The 14,871-nt window shown below is 62.2% G+C and carries 17 protein-coding genes; 14 read left to right on the forward strand and 3 right to left on the reverse strand.

The features are described from left to right. Positions 1-128: 128 nt before the first annotated feature. The 9 genes from M5G11_RS18525 (at position 129) to M5G11_RS18565 (ending at position 7,707) form a co-directional block, all read left to right on the forward strand. Positions 129-1,256 (forward strand): branched-chain amino acid ABC transporter substrate-binding protein, encoded by a 1,128-nt coding sequence (locus M5G11_RS18525; RefSeq protein WP_273909814.1) that lies wholly within the window; start codon positions 129-131, stop codon positions 1,254-1,256. Positions 1,257-1,482: 226 nt separating this feature from the next. Next, the gene (gene livH, locus M5G11_RS18530; RefSeq protein ID WP_273909813.1) at positions 1,483-2,406 is read left to right on the forward strand and encodes a high-affinity branched-chain amino acid ABC transporter permease LivH; all 924 of its coding nucleotides are present in this window, start codon (positions 1,483-1,485) and stop codon (positions 2,404-2,406) included. Next, a complete protein-coding gene (locus M5G11_RS18535) occupies positions 2,403-3,659 on the forward strand; it encodes a high-affinity branched-chain amino acid ABC transporter permease LivM (protein ID WP_273909812.1) in 1,257 nt (418 codons plus the stop codon). Before livH ends, M5G11_RS18535 begins: the two co-directional genes overlap by 4 nt. Beyond that, positions 3,656-4,423, forward strand: coding sequence for a high-affinity branched-chain amino acid ABC transporter ATP-binding protein LivG (gene livG / locus M5G11_RS18540; protein ID WP_273909811.1), 768 nt, complete (start codon positions 3,656-3,658; stop codon positions 4,421-4,423). The genes M5G11_RS18535 and livG overlap by 4 nt, the downstream gene beginning before the upstream one ends. After that, positions 4,424-5,125 (forward strand): ABC transporter ATP-binding protein, encoded by a 702-nt coding sequence (locus M5G11_RS18545; protein ID WP_273909810.1) that lies wholly within the window; start codon positions 4,424-4,426, stop codon positions 5,123-5,125. Positions 5,126-5,262: 137 nt separating this feature from the next. Next, positions 5,263-5,556 carry a BufA1 family periplasmic bufferin-type metallophore gene (locus M5G11_RS18550; RefSeq protein ID WP_273909809.1) on the forward strand — a complete coding sequence of 98 codons (294 nt, stop codon included), beginning with the start codon at positions 5,263-5,265 and terminating at the stop codon, positions 5,554-5,556. A 26-nt stretch (positions 5,557-5,582) separates the two neighbouring features. After that, on the forward strand, positions 5,583-6,464 hold the full coding sequence (gene bufB, locus M5G11_RS18555; protein ID WP_273909808.1) for an MNIO family bufferin maturase: 882 nt from the start codon (positions 5,583-5,585) through the stop codon (positions 6,462-6,464). After that, positions 6,461-7,216 (forward strand): HvfC/BufC N-terminal domain-containing protein, encoded by a 756-nt coding sequence (locus M5G11_RS18560; RefSeq protein WP_273909807.1) that lies wholly within the window; start codon positions 6,461-6,463, stop codon positions 7,214-7,216. Before bufB ends, M5G11_RS18560 begins: the two co-directional genes overlap by 4 nt. Beyond that, positions 7,213-7,707, forward strand: coding sequence for a DoxX family protein (locus tag M5G11_RS18565; protein WP_273909806.1), 495 nt, complete (start codon positions 7,213-7,215; stop codon positions 7,705-7,707). The genes M5G11_RS18560 and M5G11_RS18565 overlap by 4 nt, the downstream gene beginning before the upstream one ends. Positions 7,708-7,833: 126 nt before the next feature. Here the strand turns inward: M5G11_RS18565 and M5G11_RS18570 are convergent, their stop codons facing one another. After that, positions 7,834-8,742 (reverse strand): LysR family transcriptional regulator, encoded by a 909-nt coding sequence (locus M5G11_RS18570; RefSeq protein ID WP_273909805.1) that lies wholly within the window; start codon positions 8,740-8,742, stop codon positions 7,834-7,836. A 107-nt stretch (positions 8,743-8,849) separates the two neighbouring features. On the opposite strand from M5G11_RS18570, the gene M5G11_RS18575 reads away from it, so the two are divergent. The 4 genes from M5G11_RS18575 (at position 8,850) to nhaA (ending at position 13,272) form a co-directional block, all read left to right on the forward strand. Next, positions 8,850-9,449, forward strand: coding sequence for a short chain dehydrogenase (locus tag M5G11_RS18575; RefSeq protein WP_273909804.1), 600 nt, complete (start codon positions 8,850-8,852; stop codon positions 9,447-9,449). 70 nt (positions 9,450-9,519) lie between these two features. Further along, a complete protein-coding gene (locus M5G11_RS18580) occupies positions 9,520-10,191 on the forward strand; it encodes a COG3650 family protein (RefSeq protein WP_273909803.1) in 672 nt (223 codons plus the stop codon). Between the two features lie 107 nt (positions 10,192-10,298). Then, the gene (locus M5G11_RS18585) at positions 10,299-11,906 is read left to right on the forward strand and encodes an NAD(P)/FAD-dependent oxidoreductase (RefSeq protein WP_273909802.1); all 1,608 of its coding nucleotides are present in this window, start codon (positions 10,299-10,301) and stop codon (positions 11,904-11,906) included. A gap of 184 nt (positions 11,907-12,090) precedes the next feature. Then, positions 12,091-13,272, forward strand: coding sequence for a Na+/H+ antiporter NhaA (gene nhaA / locus M5G11_RS18590; protein WP_273909801.1), 1,182 nt, complete (start codon positions 12,091-12,093; stop codon positions 13,270-13,272). Positions 13,273-13,373: 101 nt separating this feature from the next. On the opposite strand, the gene M5G11_RS18595 is transcribed toward nhaA, so the two are convergent. After that, on the reverse strand, positions 13,374-13,838 hold the full coding sequence (locus M5G11_RS18595) for an outer membrane lipoprotein (protein ID WP_273909800.1): 465 nt from the start codon (positions 13,836-13,838) through the stop codon (positions 13,374-13,376). Positions 13,839-13,985: 147 nt separating this feature from the next. Here M5G11_RS18595 and M5G11_RS18600 point away from each other — a divergent pair, with 147 nt between their 5' ends. Next, complete coding sequence (locus M5G11_RS18600; RefSeq protein ID WP_273909799.1) at positions 13,986-14,219, forward strand: hypothetical protein; 234 nt, start codon at positions 13,986-13,988, stop codon at positions 14,217-14,219. On the opposite strand, the gene pdxH is transcribed toward M5G11_RS18600, so the two are convergent. Next, positions 14,216-14,863, reverse strand: a complete 648-nt coding sequence (gene pdxH / locus M5G11_RS18605) for a pyridoxamine 5'-phosphate oxidase (protein WP_273909798.1) — start codon at positions 14,861-14,863, stop codon at positions 14,216-14,218. The genes M5G11_RS18600 and pdxH overlap by 4 nt on opposite strands. Between the last annotated feature and the right edge of the window lie 8 nt (positions 14,864-14,871).

The following is a 14,871-nucleotide window of genomic DNA, read 5'->3' on the forward strand; positions in this document are numbered from 1 at the left end:
AGTTGCCGGGGCATTTTCCGGGACAAGCGGGGCCTGCGGTACGGCGTGGCCGTACCGATGTTCCCGATCCGGTCCTGTTGCCCTGGCCGCCAGGACTATAAAAATTACAACAGAATGAGTGGAGCACTATGAGCAAGGCTACTAAGCAGATTTCCAAGCTGTTTGCCGCAATGGTACTGGCCGGGGTTGCCAGCCATTCGTTTGCAGCCGATACCATCAAGATCGGCATCGCCGGCCCGAAAACCGGCCCGGTTACTCAGTACGGCGACATGCAGTTCGTTGGCGCCAAGCAAGCCATCAAGGACATCAACGCCAAAGGCGGTATCGATGGCAAGATGCTCGAAGCCAAGGAATACGACGATGCCTGCGACCCTAAACAGGCCGTAGCCGTCGCCAACAAAGTGGTCAACGACGGCGTCAAGTTCGTGGTTGGCCACCTGTGCTCCAGCTCCACCCAGCCTGCGTCCGACATCTACGAAGACGAAGGCGTGATCATGATCACCCCAGCTGCCACCAGCCCGGAAATCACCGCGCGTGGCTACAAGCTGATGTTCCGCACCATCGGCCTGGACAGCGCCCAGGGCCCAGCGGCCGGCAACTACATCGCCGACCACGTGAAGCCTAAAGTGGTTGCCGTACTGCACGACAAGCAGCAATACGGTGAAGGCATCGCCACCGCAGTCAAGCAGACCCTCGAAGGCAAAGGCACCAAGGTTGCCGTCTTCGAAGGCCTGAACGCTGGCGACAAGGACTTCTCCTCGATCATCCAGAAGCTCAAGCAAGCCAACGTCGACTTCGTCTACTACGGCGGCTACCACCCAGAGCTGGGCCTGATCCTGCGCCAAGCCCAGGAAAAAGGCCTGAAAGCCAAGTTCATGGGCCCAGAAGGCGTCGGCAACGACTCCATCTCGCAAATCGCCCAGGGCGCTTCCGAAGGCCTGCTGGTCACCCTGCCAAAATCCTTCGACGCTGACCCGGCCAACAAAGCCATCGTTGACGCGATCAAGGCTGACGGCAAGGACCCAAGCGGCCCGTTCGTGTTCCCGGCCTACTCGGCTGTTGAACTGATCGCCGAAGGCATCAAGGCGGCCAAGTCCGAAGACACCGCCAAGGTGGCTGAAGCCATCCACGCCGGTACTTTCAAAACCCCAACCGGCGAGCTGTCGTACGACGCCAAGGGCGACCTGAAAGACTTCAAGTTCGTGGTCTACGAATGGCATTTCGGCAAACCTAAAACCGAAGTTTCTCCTCAGTAATCCCGTCTGACTCATGACCACAAGCCCACTGTGCGAGCAGTGGGCTTTGTTTTACGAGGTTCATGGGCCCGATTCCCGCGATCCGGGAGTGGGTTCACCTGAAAATCTTAAAACCGTCACCAGCGGTTCTCTGGCAGTGCACGTGTCGAGGTGGCTCAAGACCACAAGGCCGCGCCGGGCTCACCCCCACCAGTGAAATGCGTATCAGGTTTTTAGGAGCGCTGTAATGCCTGAGATCTATCACTTCTTCCAACAGCTGGTTAATGGCCTGACCATTGGCAGCACCTATGCCTTGATAGCCATTGGCTACACAATGGTTTACGGCATCATTGGAATGATCAACTTCGCCCATGGCGAGGTGTACATGATTGGCTCCTACGTGGCCTTTATCGCCCTTGCCGGGCTGGCCATGATGGGTATTCACTCACTGCCGATATTGATGACCGCCGCGTTCGTCGCGACGATCCTCGTAACCAGTGCCTACGGCTACAGTATCGAACGGGTCGCCTACCGCCCTTTGCGTAACAGCAACCGGTTGATCCCGCTGATCTCGGCCATCGGCATGTCGATCTTCCTGCAAAACACGGTTCTGCTCTCGCAGGACTCCAAGGACAAATCCATTCCCAACCTGATCCCGGGGAGCTTCTCCTTCGGCCCGGGCGGCGCGGAAGAAGTCCTGATTTCCTACATGCAGATTCTGGTCTTCGTGGTCACCCTGATCGCCATGACCGGCTTGACCCTGTTCATCTCCCGTTCTCGCCTGGGCCGCGCCTGCCGCGCCTGTGCCGAGGACATCAAGATGGCCAACCTGCTGGGTATCAACACCAACAACATCATCGCCCTGACCTTCGTCATCGGTGCCGCCCTGGCGGCCGTGGCGGCGGTACTGCTGAGCATGCAGTACGGCGTGATCAACCCCAACGCCGGTTTCCTGGTGGGCCTGAAGGCCTTCACCGCGGCCGTGCTGGGTGGCATCGGCAGTATCCCGGGCGCGATGCTCGGTGGCCTGGTGCTCGGGGTGGCCGAAGCCTTCGGCGCCGACATCTTCGGCGACCAGTACAAGGACGTGGTGGCATTCGGTCTATTGGTTCTGGTGCTGTTGTTCCGGCCGACCGGCATTCTGGGCCGTCCGGAGGTTGAAAAAGTATGAACAGACATCTCAAATCGGCGTTTTTCAGCGCCTTGCTGGTCTGGGCCGTGGCCTTCCCGGTACTGGGCCTGAAGCTCAGCATCGTCGGCATCAACCTTGAAGTGCATGGCCAGGGTCCATTGACCTTGACCGTGATCGCCGTGTGTTCGGTGCTGATGTTCCTGCGCGTGCTGTTCGACAAGCAATGGAGCGCCCTGATGAAGTCCGGGCCGAAAGGCTCGCTGGTTTCGCCCAAGGTCAGCAACTTCCTGACCCTGCCGCGCACCCAGCGCTACATCATCATGGGCCTGATCGTCGCAGCGCTGATCTGGCCGTTCTTCGGCTCGCGCGGCGCGGTCGACATCGCCACCCTGATCCTGATCTACGTACTGCTCGGGCTGGGCCTGAACATCGTGGTCGGTCTGGCGGGCCTGCTCGACCTGGGTTATGTCGGCTTCTATGCCGTCGGCGCCTACAGCTACGCCATGCTGTCGCACTACTTCGGCCTGAGCTTCTGGATCTGCCTGCCGATTGCCGGCCTGATGGCAGCCACCTTCGGCTTCCTGCTGGGCTTCCCGGTATTGCGTCTGCGCGGTGACTACCTGGCGATCGTGACCCTCGGTTTCGGGGAAATCATCCGCCTGTTCCTGCGTAACCTCACCGAGCTTACCGGCGGCCCGAACGGCATCAGCAACATTCCCAAGCCGACCTTCTTCGGCCTGAGTTTCGAGCGTACCGCCGCCGAAGGCATGCAGACCTTCCACGAGTTCTTCGGCCTGCAGTACAACTCGGTGAACAAGGTAGTGTTCCTCTACCTGGTTGCCTTGTGCCTGGCACTGCTGGCGTTGTTCGTGATCAACCGCCTGCTGCGCATGCCGATCGGGCGTGCCTGGGAAGCGCTGCGTGAAGACGAGATCGCCTGCCGGGCCCTGGGCCTGAACCCGACCATCATCAAGCTGTCGGCCTTCACCCTGGGCGCCTGCTTCGCTGGTTTCGCCGGTAGCTTCTTTGCCGCGCGCCAGGGCCTGGTGACCCCGGAATCGTTCACCTTCATCGAATCGGCAATCATCCTCGCCATTGTTGTTCTGGGCGGCATGGGCTCGCAATTGGGCGTGATTCTCGCGGCCATCGTGATGATCCTGCTACCTGAGCTGATGCGCGAATTCAGTGAGTATCGGATGCTGATGTTCGGCGCCCTGATGGTCCTGATGATGATCTGGCGTCCGCAGGGCTTGCTGCCTATGCAACGTCCCCATATGGAGCTGCGTCGATGAGCCGTGAAATTCTGCAAGTAAGCGGCCTGAGCATGCGCTTCGGCGGCCTGTTGGCGGTCAACGGCGTGGCCCTGTCCGTCAAGGAAAAACAAGTGGTGGCGCTGATCGGCCCGAACGGCGCCGGCAAGACCACCGTGTTCAACTGCCTGACCGGTTTCTACAAGCCGAGCGGCGGCAGCATCCTGCTCGACGGCCAGCCTATCCAGGGCCTGGCCGGCCACGAGATCGCCCGCAAGGGCGTGGTGCGGACCTTCCAGAACGTTCGTCTGTTCAAGGAAATGACCGCGCTGGAGAACCTGCTGATCGCCCAGCACCGGCACCTGAACACCAACTTCTTTGCCGGCCTGTTCAAGACCCCGGGGTTCCGTCGCAGCGAGCGCGAGGCGATGGACTTTGCCCAGTTCTGGCTGGAAAAGGTCAACCTCACCGAGTTCGCCAACCGTACCGCCGGAACCCTGGCCTACGGTCAGCAACGGCGCCTGGAAATCGCCCGCTGCATGATGACCCGCCCGCGGATCCTCATGCTCGACGAACCGGCGGCGGGCTTGAACCCCAAGGAAACCGAAGACCTCAAGGCACTGATCAGCCTGCTGCGTGAAGAGCACAACGTCACCGTGCTGCTGATCGAACACGACATGAAACTGGTCATGAGCATTTCCGACCATATCGTGGTGATCAACCAGGGCACCCCGCTGGCCGACGGTACCCCGGAACAGATCCGTGACAACCCTGAAGTGATCAAAGCCTACCTGGGGGAAGCGTAAATGCTGCAGTTCGAAAACGTTTCCACCTTCTATGGCAAGATCCAGGCGCTGCACAGCGTCAACGTCGAGATCCGCCAGGGCGAAATCGTCACCCTGATCGGTGCCAACGGCGCTGGCAAATCGACCCTGCTGATGACCTTGTGCGGCTCGCCGCAGGCGCACAGCGGCAGCATCCGCTACATGGGTGAAGAGCTGGTCGGCCAGTCCTCGGCGCACATCATGCGCAAGAGCATTGCGGTGGTGCCGGAAGGCCGTCGCGTGTTCTCTCGCCTGACCGTGGAAGAGAACCTGGCGATGGGCGGTTTCTTCACCGAGAAGGGCGATTTCCAGGAGCAGATGGACAAGGTCCTGCACCTGTTCCCTCGGCTCAAGGAGCGCTTCGCCCAGCGTGGCGGCACCATGTCTGGTGGTGAGCAGCAGATGCTCGCCATTGGCCGGGCGCTGATGAGCAAGCCCAAGCTGTTGCTGCTGGATGAGCCGTCGCTGGGGTTGGCGCCGATCATCATCCAGCAGATTTTCGACATCATTGAGCAGCTACGCAAGGACGGGGTGACGGTGTTCCTGGTCGAGCAGAACGCCAACCAGGCGCTGAAAATCGCCGATCGCGCCTATGTACTGGAAAACGGCCGGGTGGTAATGGAAGGCACGGGCGAAGCCCTGCTGACCGACCCGAAAGTGCGTGATGCCTACCTGGGTGGTTGACGCCCAGCGGTAGAAAAATGCCCCTTCTTTCACAAGCCGGGGCATTTTTTATGGGTGGCTGTAACGCCAGCCAACCTTCCTGCTCTAGAGATACAAGCGGTGCATGAACCGCCTTATCCCCTCTCTGGAGATTCACCATGAACAACAAGACCCTCACCACCGCCACCCTGGTACTGGCCCTTGGTTCGGCCATCGGCCTCGCCGCCATGCCTGCGCATGCCGCCGACGACATGGAAAAATGCTTCGGTGTGGCCATGAAAGGCAAGAACGACTGCGCCGCAGGCGCCGGCACCACCTGCGCCGGTACCGCAAAAATGAACGACCAGGCCAATGCCTGGAAACTGGTACCCAAAGGCACCTGTGAAAAAACCGCCAGCAGCACCTCGCCCACCGGCTTCGGGCAAATGGCTGCCTTCACGCCAAAATCGTAATAGCGCTTGGGCCTGGGTATTCGAGCATGCGTACGTTCCCCTGCAACCGCAACACCCAGGCCCGCGCCTGCGAGCTTCCAGCCCAGGCCGGGCTGGGGCTCAAGCCGGCGTTCTTCGAGGCCTTGCTCAGTAGCGAGCCGGCCCTGGGCTTTGTGGAGATACACGCCGAGAACTACATGGTCGATGGTGGGCCGTTCCACCATTACCTGGGGCTGCTGCGTGAGCGCTATGCCCTGTCGATCCACGGCGTCGGCCTGTCCATCGGCGCCGACGCCGCGCTGGACGCACTGCACCTGCAACGCCTGAAAACCCTGCTGGACCGCTACCAGCCCGAATCTTTTTCCGAGCACCTGGCCTGGTCCACCCATGGCCCGTGCTTTCTCAATGACCTGCTGCCGCTGCAATACGACCAGGCCAGCCTGGACCGCGTCTGTGACCATATCGATCAGGTCCAGCACACCCTGGGCCGGCGCATGCTGCTGGAGAACCCCGCGACCTATCTGCAATTTCGGGGTTCCAGCCTGGAAGAGCCGCAGTTCATCAACGAGGTGATACGCCGCACCGGCTGCGGGCTGCTGCTGGACGTGTGCAACATCCATGTGTCCTGCAGCAACCATCACTGGTCCATTGCCGACTACCTGCACGCCCTGCCCTTGCACGCCGTGGGCGAGATCCACCTGGCCGGGTTCAGCGAAGACCTCGACAGCAGCGGCGAGCAACTGCTCATCGACAGCCACTCGGCGCCGATTGCCCAGGCCGTCTGGGCGCTTTACCAGCAGGTGCTGGAGATGATCGGGCCGGTCGCCACCTTGATCGAGCGTGACAACGAGGTGCCAGCACTGGACGTGTTGCTGGCCGAGGCTGGCCAGGCGCAGCGCCTGCTGGATCGCCAGGGAGCCCGGCAATGAACACCCAGGCACTGTTCAGTGTAGCCCTGCTCGCCCCGCAGGCCGCCTGCCCCAGCGAGCTGTTCGCGGGCGACGCTGCCGCCAGTCGTTTCGCGGTGTACCGCAACAATGTATTCAGCTCACTGACGGCGGCATTGTCCGACAGCTACCCGGTGGTCGAGCAATTGGTCGGCAGCGCGTTCTTCCAGGCCATGGCCCGGGTGTTCATCGAGCACAGTCCTCCGCGCTCCCCGGTACTGGTGAACTACGGGCAGGACTTCGCGGACTTCATTGATCGTTTCGAGCCAGCCGCCAGCCTGCCTTACCTGGGAGATGTCGCGCGCCTGGAGCGCCTGCGCGTCGAGGCCTATCACGCGGCGGACTGCCCGGTGATCAGCGCGCAAGCGCTGGGCGCGTATCTCCAACAGCCCGAACAACTGATGCAACTGCGCATGAAGCTACGCCCGGGCCTGGCGGTACTCACGTCAAAACATCCCGTGTATTCCCTGTGGACGGCCCATCAAGGCATCGGCGACCTGGCCAGTATTCACCTGGCACAGGCAGAACAGCTGCTGGTGCTGCGCGATGGCCTGGAGGTGTTGCTGCTACCGCTGCCGTCTGCCAGCGCCGTATTCATCCAGGCGTTGCAACGCGGCGAAGGATTTGCCGATGCCGTCGTAGCAGCGCTGCCGCTTGCCCCCGAATTCGATGCAGGCCCAAGCCTTGCCTTGCTGATCCGTCACAGCGCCATCACCGAACTGGAGCCATCATGAACACATCCCCCAGCGTTGCGTTTGTCAGCCGCCTGTTTGCGCTGTTCGAACGCATCCCGCACAGCCTGATCGCGTTTCTTGGGCGCTTTTCGATAGCGGCCGTGTTCTGGAAGTCCGGGCAGACCAAGGTGGAAGGCTTTGCCATCGACCTGTTCAACGGCACCTTCGAGCTGGGTTGGCCGCACCTGAGCAGTTCGGCGGTGTACCTGTTCCAGAACGAATACAAGCTGCCGCTGCTGTCGCCGGAACTGGCAGCCCACTTGTCGGCAACGGCGGAACATGTGTTCCCGGTGTTGCTGCTGATCGGCCTGGGGACACGCTTTGCCGCCCTGGCGCTGCTGGGGATGACGGCAGTGATCGAGATATTCGTCTACCCCGATGCCTACCCGGTGCACGGGACCTGGGCGGCGGTATTGCTGTACCTGATTGCCAAGGGGCCGGGGCGCTGGTCGCTGGATCATCTGATTGCGCGGCATTTCAACCGGCCTTAGCAATACAGTTTTCGTAGCCGCTGCCGGCAGGCTGCGCTGGAGTCCGCAAGGGCTCCCAAAGGCGACGCCTGCCATGCAGGCGAGCGCAGCCTCACGGCAGCGGCTACATAGTGCGGGTGGCAGTATCTACAGCGCCCCCAACACCCGACTACCCCGCTGGAACCAGCGGCTGAGGTAGTCGACCAGCACCTGGACCCTCTTGGGCATCGCCCCCTGATACGGGTGCACCAGGAACATCGGTGTGCTGCGCGTCTGGAAATCCCGCAGCAACCATTTCAAGCGCCCATCCGCCAGCTCACTGGCCAGCATGTACGACGGCAGCCGGGCGATACCGGCATCCAGCAATGCCGCCTTCTTCAGCAAGCTGTAATGGTTGCTGGCAAACGGCCCGGACACCGGCACCCGCAACAACGCATGCTGCTGGTGGTACAGCCACTCCTCGCGGCCCTGATAGTGGCTGTTGAGCAGGCAGCGGTGCTGGCTCAGGTCTGCCGGCTTTTGCGGCTCACCATAGCGTGCCAGATACCCCGGGCTGGCACAGGTCAGCTCCTGCATCGCCAGCAGCGGCCGCGCCACCAGGCGCGCATCGCTCTGCACATCGGTGCGGATCGCCAGGTCGAAGCCATCGCCGAGCAAATCGCGATAACCATTGTTCAACTCAAGTTCCACCTGCATGTCCGGATGCGCCAGGGCGAACTCCAGCAGCAAGCCCTCGAAGAACGTCTCCCCCAGCGAGACCGGCACGCTCATGCGCACCGGGCCGGCCAGTTCATCCTTGAGCATGGCCAGGGTCTGCCGCGCCCCTTCCATCTGCCGCACCAAAGCCTGCGCCTGCGGCAGCAACATCGCCCCCGCCGCCGTCAGGCTCAGGCGCCGCGTGGTGCGGTGCAACAACTTGACCGAGTGGCTGGCCTCCAGCTGGCTGATGCGCTTGGACAACTGGCCCTTGCTCCAGCCCAGCTGCTGCGCAGCCTGGGTGAAGCTGCCCGCATCCATCAACACGGCAAACGCCGCCAGATCGTCCAGGTCGCTCATTGGATTGTTTCCATACGAAAACCAAAGGTTGCCTATTAGCACGCTTATCTACGGAAAAATCCACCCTAGACTGGTACGACATTCACCTGACCGCAAGGAACTGCCCCATGAAAATCCTCTTGATCGGCGCCAACGGCACCATCGGTTCGGCTGTCGCAACTGAACTGGCTCAGCGTCATGACGTAGTGCATATCGGCCGCAGCAGCGGCGACTTCCAGGTCGACATCAGCGACAGCGCCTCGATCCGCCGCCTGTTCGCCCAAACCGGCCGCTTTGACGCGCTGGTCTGCGCGGCGGGCAACGTCACCTTCGCCCCGCTCGCCGAGATGACGGAAGAAAGCTTCGCCCTGGGCCTACAAGACAAGCTGATGGGCCAGGTCAACCTGCTGCTGATCGGCCGCGAGTTCATCAACGATGGCGGCTCGTTCACCTTTACCAGCGGCATTCTCAACCGTGACCCGATCCGCGCAGGTGCCTCCGCCAGCCTGGTCAATGGCGCGATTGACGCCTTTGTGCGCGCCGCCGCCATCGAGCTGCCACGCGGCATCCGCGTCAACTCGATCAGCCCGACCGTGCTGGTCGAAGCCATGGAGGGCTACGCCCCGTACTTCCGCGGCTTCAAGCCAGTGCCGGCCGCCGATGTTGCCCTGGCCTACGCCAAGAGCGTCGAAGGCCTGCAGACCGGGCAGACCTACCTGGTCGGCTGAAACCTTGTGATTGCGCGTCAGCCTGCGTAACGTGGCGGCACTTTCTGATCGAGATTCCGGAGTTCCCTCGATGCGTGCCGCCCCTTCGCTGTTGCTAGTCGCCCTGCTGCCCCTGTTTGGCGGTTGCCAGATGCTCAACGAAAAGCCGGTGGAGTCCACCGCCGGCCAGACCCGCATGCAGGGCGAACTCACGGCGGCCGGCGGCCAGTTGCTGTTCAAGCCGTGCAGCGAAACCCGGCGCTTCGCCATCACCGATGGTGGCAGCACCGGCATCCTGCAGGAAGCCGTGGCGCTGGCAGCCACCCCCGGCCCGCTGTTCGCCGACCTGCGCGGCAACCTGGGCGGCAGCAAGGTTGCCGGCAATGACGGCCAGCTGGATGTGCAGAAGCTCTACCGCATCGAGCACTCGCACAACGACTGCGGCGACCCGAACTTCAAGCGCCTGACCGTACGCGCCCATGGCAACGAGCCAGACTGGGACCTCAAGGCCGGCGGCAAAGGCATGGTACTGAGCCGCCCGGGCGTGCCCGAGCTGGCCGTACCCTACCTGGAAGAGCAACTGCCGGACGGGCGCTACACCCTCAGCACCGAGGCCAACGGCCAGCGCGTCGACCTGTGGGTCGCCCCGCAACGCTGCGTCGACAGCATGACTGGCGCCGTCAGCCACCTGAGTGCCGAGCTGCGCGTGGACGGCCAGGCGATGCGTGGTTGCGCCTACTTCGGCGGCGCGCGCAACGACTGACCATCGGCAGGCGGCGTTTAAGCTGCCTGCACGGCGTTGAACAGCTTATACTTGGCGGTTTGTGCAAAGCCGCCGGCCCATTCATGGCCGGGATACTGGACCCTGTCATGCTACGAATCACTGAACTGAAGTTGCCGCTGGACCATCCCGACGAAGCCCTGCGCGAAGCCATCGTGCAGCGCCTGGGGGTCAGCGACGACCAGCTGCTGGACTTCACCCTGTTCAAGCGCAGCTACGATGCCCGCAAGAAGAACAGCGAAATGCTGTTCATCTACACCATCGACCTGAGCGTGCGCGACGAAGCCGCCGTGCTCGCCAAATTCGCCGACGATCACAACGTCAACACCGCCCCGGATGTCAGCTACAAGGTCGTCGGCCATGCGCCCGAAGGCCTGACCGAGCGCCCGGTAGTGGTCGGTTTTGGCCCGTGCGGGATTTTCGCCGGCCTGTTGCTGGCCCAGATGGGCTTCAAGCCGATCATCCTCGAACGCGGCAAGGAAGTGCGCCAGCGCACCAAGGACACCTGGGGCCTGTGGCGTAAAAGCGTGCTCAACCCCGAGTCCAACGTGCAGTTTGGCGAAGGCGGTGCCGGGACCTTCTCCGACGGCAAGCTGTACAGCCAGATCAAGGACCCGCAACACCACGGCCGCAAGGTGTTGCACGAGTTCGTCAGGGCCGGCGCGCCGGACGAGATTCTCTACGTCAACAAGCCGCACATCGGTACCTTCCGCCTGACCGGCATGGTCGAGACCATGCGTGAAGAAATCATTAAGCTGGGCGGCGAAGTACGCTTCGAACAGAAAGTCACCGAACTGCTGATCGACGACGACCAGTTGAACGGTGTGGTACTGGAAAGCGGCGAGCAGATCGAATCGCGCCACGTGGTCATGGCGCTGGGCCACAGTGCCCGCGACACCTTCCGCATGCTCCACGCCCGTGGCGTGTTCATGGAAGCCAAGCCGTTCTCCATCGGTTTCCGTATCGAGCACCCGCAATCGCTGATCGACCAGGCGCGCCTGGGCAAGTATGCCGGGCACCCGAAACTCGGCGCCGCCGACTACAAGCTGGTGCACCACGCCAAAAACGGTCGCTCGGTGTACAGCTTCTGCATGTGCCCGGGCGGCACGGTAGTGGCCGCGACCAGCGAGCCAGGTCGTGTGGTCACCAACGGCATGAGCCAGTACTCGCGCAACGAGCGCAACGCCAACTCCGGTATCGTCGTCGGGATCACCCCCGAGCAGGACTACCCGGGTGGCCCGCTGGCCGGTATCGAGTTGCAGGAGCGCCTGGAAGCCCACGCCTACGTGCTGGGTGGCAGCAACTATGAAGCGCCGGCGCAACTGGTCGGTGACTTTGTCGCCGGCAAGCCGTCGACCGCGATTGGCAGTGTCGAGCCGTCGTACAAGCCGGGCGTAAGCCTGGGCGACCTGGCACTGGCCCTGCCGGACTTCGCCATCGAAGCGATTCGCGAAGCCCTGCCGGCGTTTGATCGGCAGATCAAGGGTTACAACCTGCACGACGCGGTGTTGACCGGCATCGAGACGCGGACCTCCTCGCCGCTGCGCATCACCCGTGACGCCAGCTACCAGAGCCTGAACCTCAAGGGCCTGTTCCCGGCAGGTGAAGGCGCCGGCTACGCGGGCGGGATTCTCTCCGCCGGGGTTGACGGGATCCGCATCGCCGAGGCCGTGGCCAAGAGCATGTTGGGGCTGTAAGCCCCGCAACGCCGGCAGGCCGGCTCCCACAATGATTGCCTATGTACAGTGTGGGAGGCGGCCTTGTCGGCAGTGGCGGCAAGGCAACAGCTTATAACAAAAAAGAATATAACTTTTGTTTTAATGACTAACCGTACGGGTTAGGGTGTGCCACCTTTTCTTAAATCAGGATGGAGGAGCAACCTTGCCTCTGCGTAGCACTTTCACTCGTTTCTTTCAGTTGGAAGCTGCCAGCGGTCTGTTATTGATTGCTGCAGCTGCCCTGGCCCTGATCATCAACAACTCGCCGTTGTCGTACTTGTACAACGGCTTGTTGCAGGTTCCAGTGGTCACCCAGATCGGTGCCTTGGAGATCGCCAAACCCTTGCTGCTGTGGATCAACGACGGCCTGATGGCCCTGTTTTTCCTGTTGATCGGCCTTGAGGTCAAACGCGAGATCATCGACGGCCACCTGTCCAAACCCTCGCAAATCGTCCTGCCGGGCGCTGCCGCTATTGGTGGCATGGTCGTGCCGGCGTTGATCTACTGGTTCCTCAACAAGGACAACCCGGCGGCTATCGCCGGCTGGGCCATCCCGATGGCCACCGACATCGCCTTCGCCCTGGGCGTACTGGCGCTGCTGGGCAAGCGGGTTCCGGTTTCGCTGAAACTGTTCCTGATGACCCTGGCGATCATCGACGACCTGGGCGCGATCATCGTCATCGCCCTGTTCTACTCCGGCACCCTGTCGAGCCTGTCGCTGATGCTGGCGGCGGCCTGCTTGATAGCGCTGGTGTTGATGAACCGGCTGGGCGTGATCAAGCTTGGGCCGTACATGATCATCGGCCTGATTCTCTGGGTATGTGTACTCAAGAGCGGCGTGCACGCGACGCTGGCCGGCGTGACCCTGGCCTTGTGCATTCCGATGCGCACCAAGAACGCCGAGCCATCGCCATTGATGACCCTCGAGCACGCCCTGCACCCGTGGGTGGCCTACGGCATCCTGCCGCTGTTCGCCTTCGCCAACGCCGGCGTGTCGTTGAGCGGCGTGACGCTGGAAAGCTTCACCCACCATGTACCGATGGGTATCGCTGCCGGCCTGCTGCTGGGCAAGACGGTCGGGGTGTTTGGCTTGACCTGGCTGGCCGTCAAGATCGGCATCGCGTCCTTGCCTGCAGGGGCCAACTGGGGTCAGGTGCTGGGGGTCGCGATCCTCTGCGGCATCGGCTTCACCATGAGCCTGTTTGTCGGTTCGCTGGCCTTCGTGCCGGGTGCCAGTGAATTTGCCGGCATGGACCGCATGGGTATCCTCACCGGGTCGATCCTGGCGGCGGTAATCGGTTATGCAGTGACGGCACTCGCCAGTCGCAAGCAAGCCACCGCCTGATTCAAAGGCACAAAACAATCGCGGGACTAGCCCGCTCCCACAAGGTTCTCAATGAACCTGTGGGAGCGGGCTAGTCCCGCGATGTTTTTTGCGGCGTTAAATCAGTGAGAAACGCGGCTGGTACCGTTGACGGTCATGATGCGCACGCGCTCGCCGACACGGAAAATCTCGTTTTCCTGAACTGCCTGCACGTAGGCGCGCATGCTGCCGTCGTCTTCACGCACGGTGATTTCAACACCCTGGGTGCGGGTCAGGCCTTCTTCGGTTGCCGAGCCCAGCAGGCCGCCGGCTACCGCACCGATCACGGCAGCAACGATGCTGCCCTTGCCACCACCCACGGCACTACCGGCCACGCCGCCGACCACGGCACCGGCGCCTGCGCCGATTGGGGTCTTGGTGCCTTCGATTTTCACCGGACGCAAGGATTCGATGGTCCCCATGCGCACGGTCTGCACACGGCGCGCATCTTCACGGGAATAGGAGTCGCCGGTCAGGCTGGAGGCGCAGCCGCCCAGCAACAACGACATCACGGTGAACGAAGCCACCAGCAGAGCAGATTTACGCATAGGATCATCTCCAGAAGACAGGGTGTCATTAAACTCCGCGTATTGACGGCTGTCACGGCACGCAAAGTATTAAATTGCTTCCATTCAGCTTCAGTACAGTCGGTGCAGCTGCACCTGCTTGCACGTACCTAGCAGACAAGGATAGACATGGATTACTTCATCATCGCCATCACCACCCTCGCGGGCCTGTATTTTCATGGCTGGCTGTATGTGCGCATCAAGCGCTGGATGGACCGCGACCTGGCGCTTTCGTTCGCCGGTGACGATGAAGACAAACGCGCGTTCATGCTTGAACGTCTGGACAACGCCCGCGCGAAAAAGGTCAAACGAAAGGAACTGGCGGCCTGGCTGGAACGCGCGGCCGCCGAATACGGCGTTTAAGGTGCCAGGCGCTCGCGCCCCCAGGTGCCCTGCTCCAGGCGGTAGTTCAGGCGGTCATGCAGGCGGCTCGGGCGACCTTGCCAGAACTCGATGCGCTCGGGCAGCAAACGATAGCCGCCCCAATGCTCCGGGCAGTCTGGCTGAGTATCGCTGAAGCGCTGCTCGGTGGCCTTGAGCAAACCTTCCAACTCACCACGATCAGCAATCACCCGGCTCTGCGGCGAAGCCCAGGCGCCCAGGCGGCTGCCCAGTGGGCGCACCTGGTAATACGCGTCCGACTCCTGCGCCGTGACCTTGACCACCTGGCCTTCAATGCGCACCTGGCGCTCCAGGGTCGGCCAGAAGAAGGTCATTGCCGCGCGCGGGTTGGCCAGCAGATGCTGGCCCTTGGCGCTCTCGTAGTTGGTGAAGAAGGTGAAGCCCTGCTCATCCAGCCCCTTGAGCAGCAACACCCGGCAATGTGGCCGGCCTTCGCCGTCCACGGTGGCCAGCATCATCGCGTTGGCTTCGACCGGCGGCTGCTCGGTCTTGACCGCATCGGCGAACCATTGATGGAACAGCGCAAACGGCTCCACCGGCGCCTGGGCTTCGCTCAGGCCATCTCGGGTGTAGTCGCGGCGCATATCAGCCAGGGTTTGGGTCATTACAGCGT

The sequence above is a fragment of the Pseudomonas fontis genome (genome assembly GCF_028656955.1).
In the GTDB taxonomy this organism is placed as follows: Bacteria; Pseudomonadota; Gammaproteobacteria; order Pseudomonadales; family Pseudomonadaceae; genus Aquipseudomonas; species Aquipseudomonas fontis.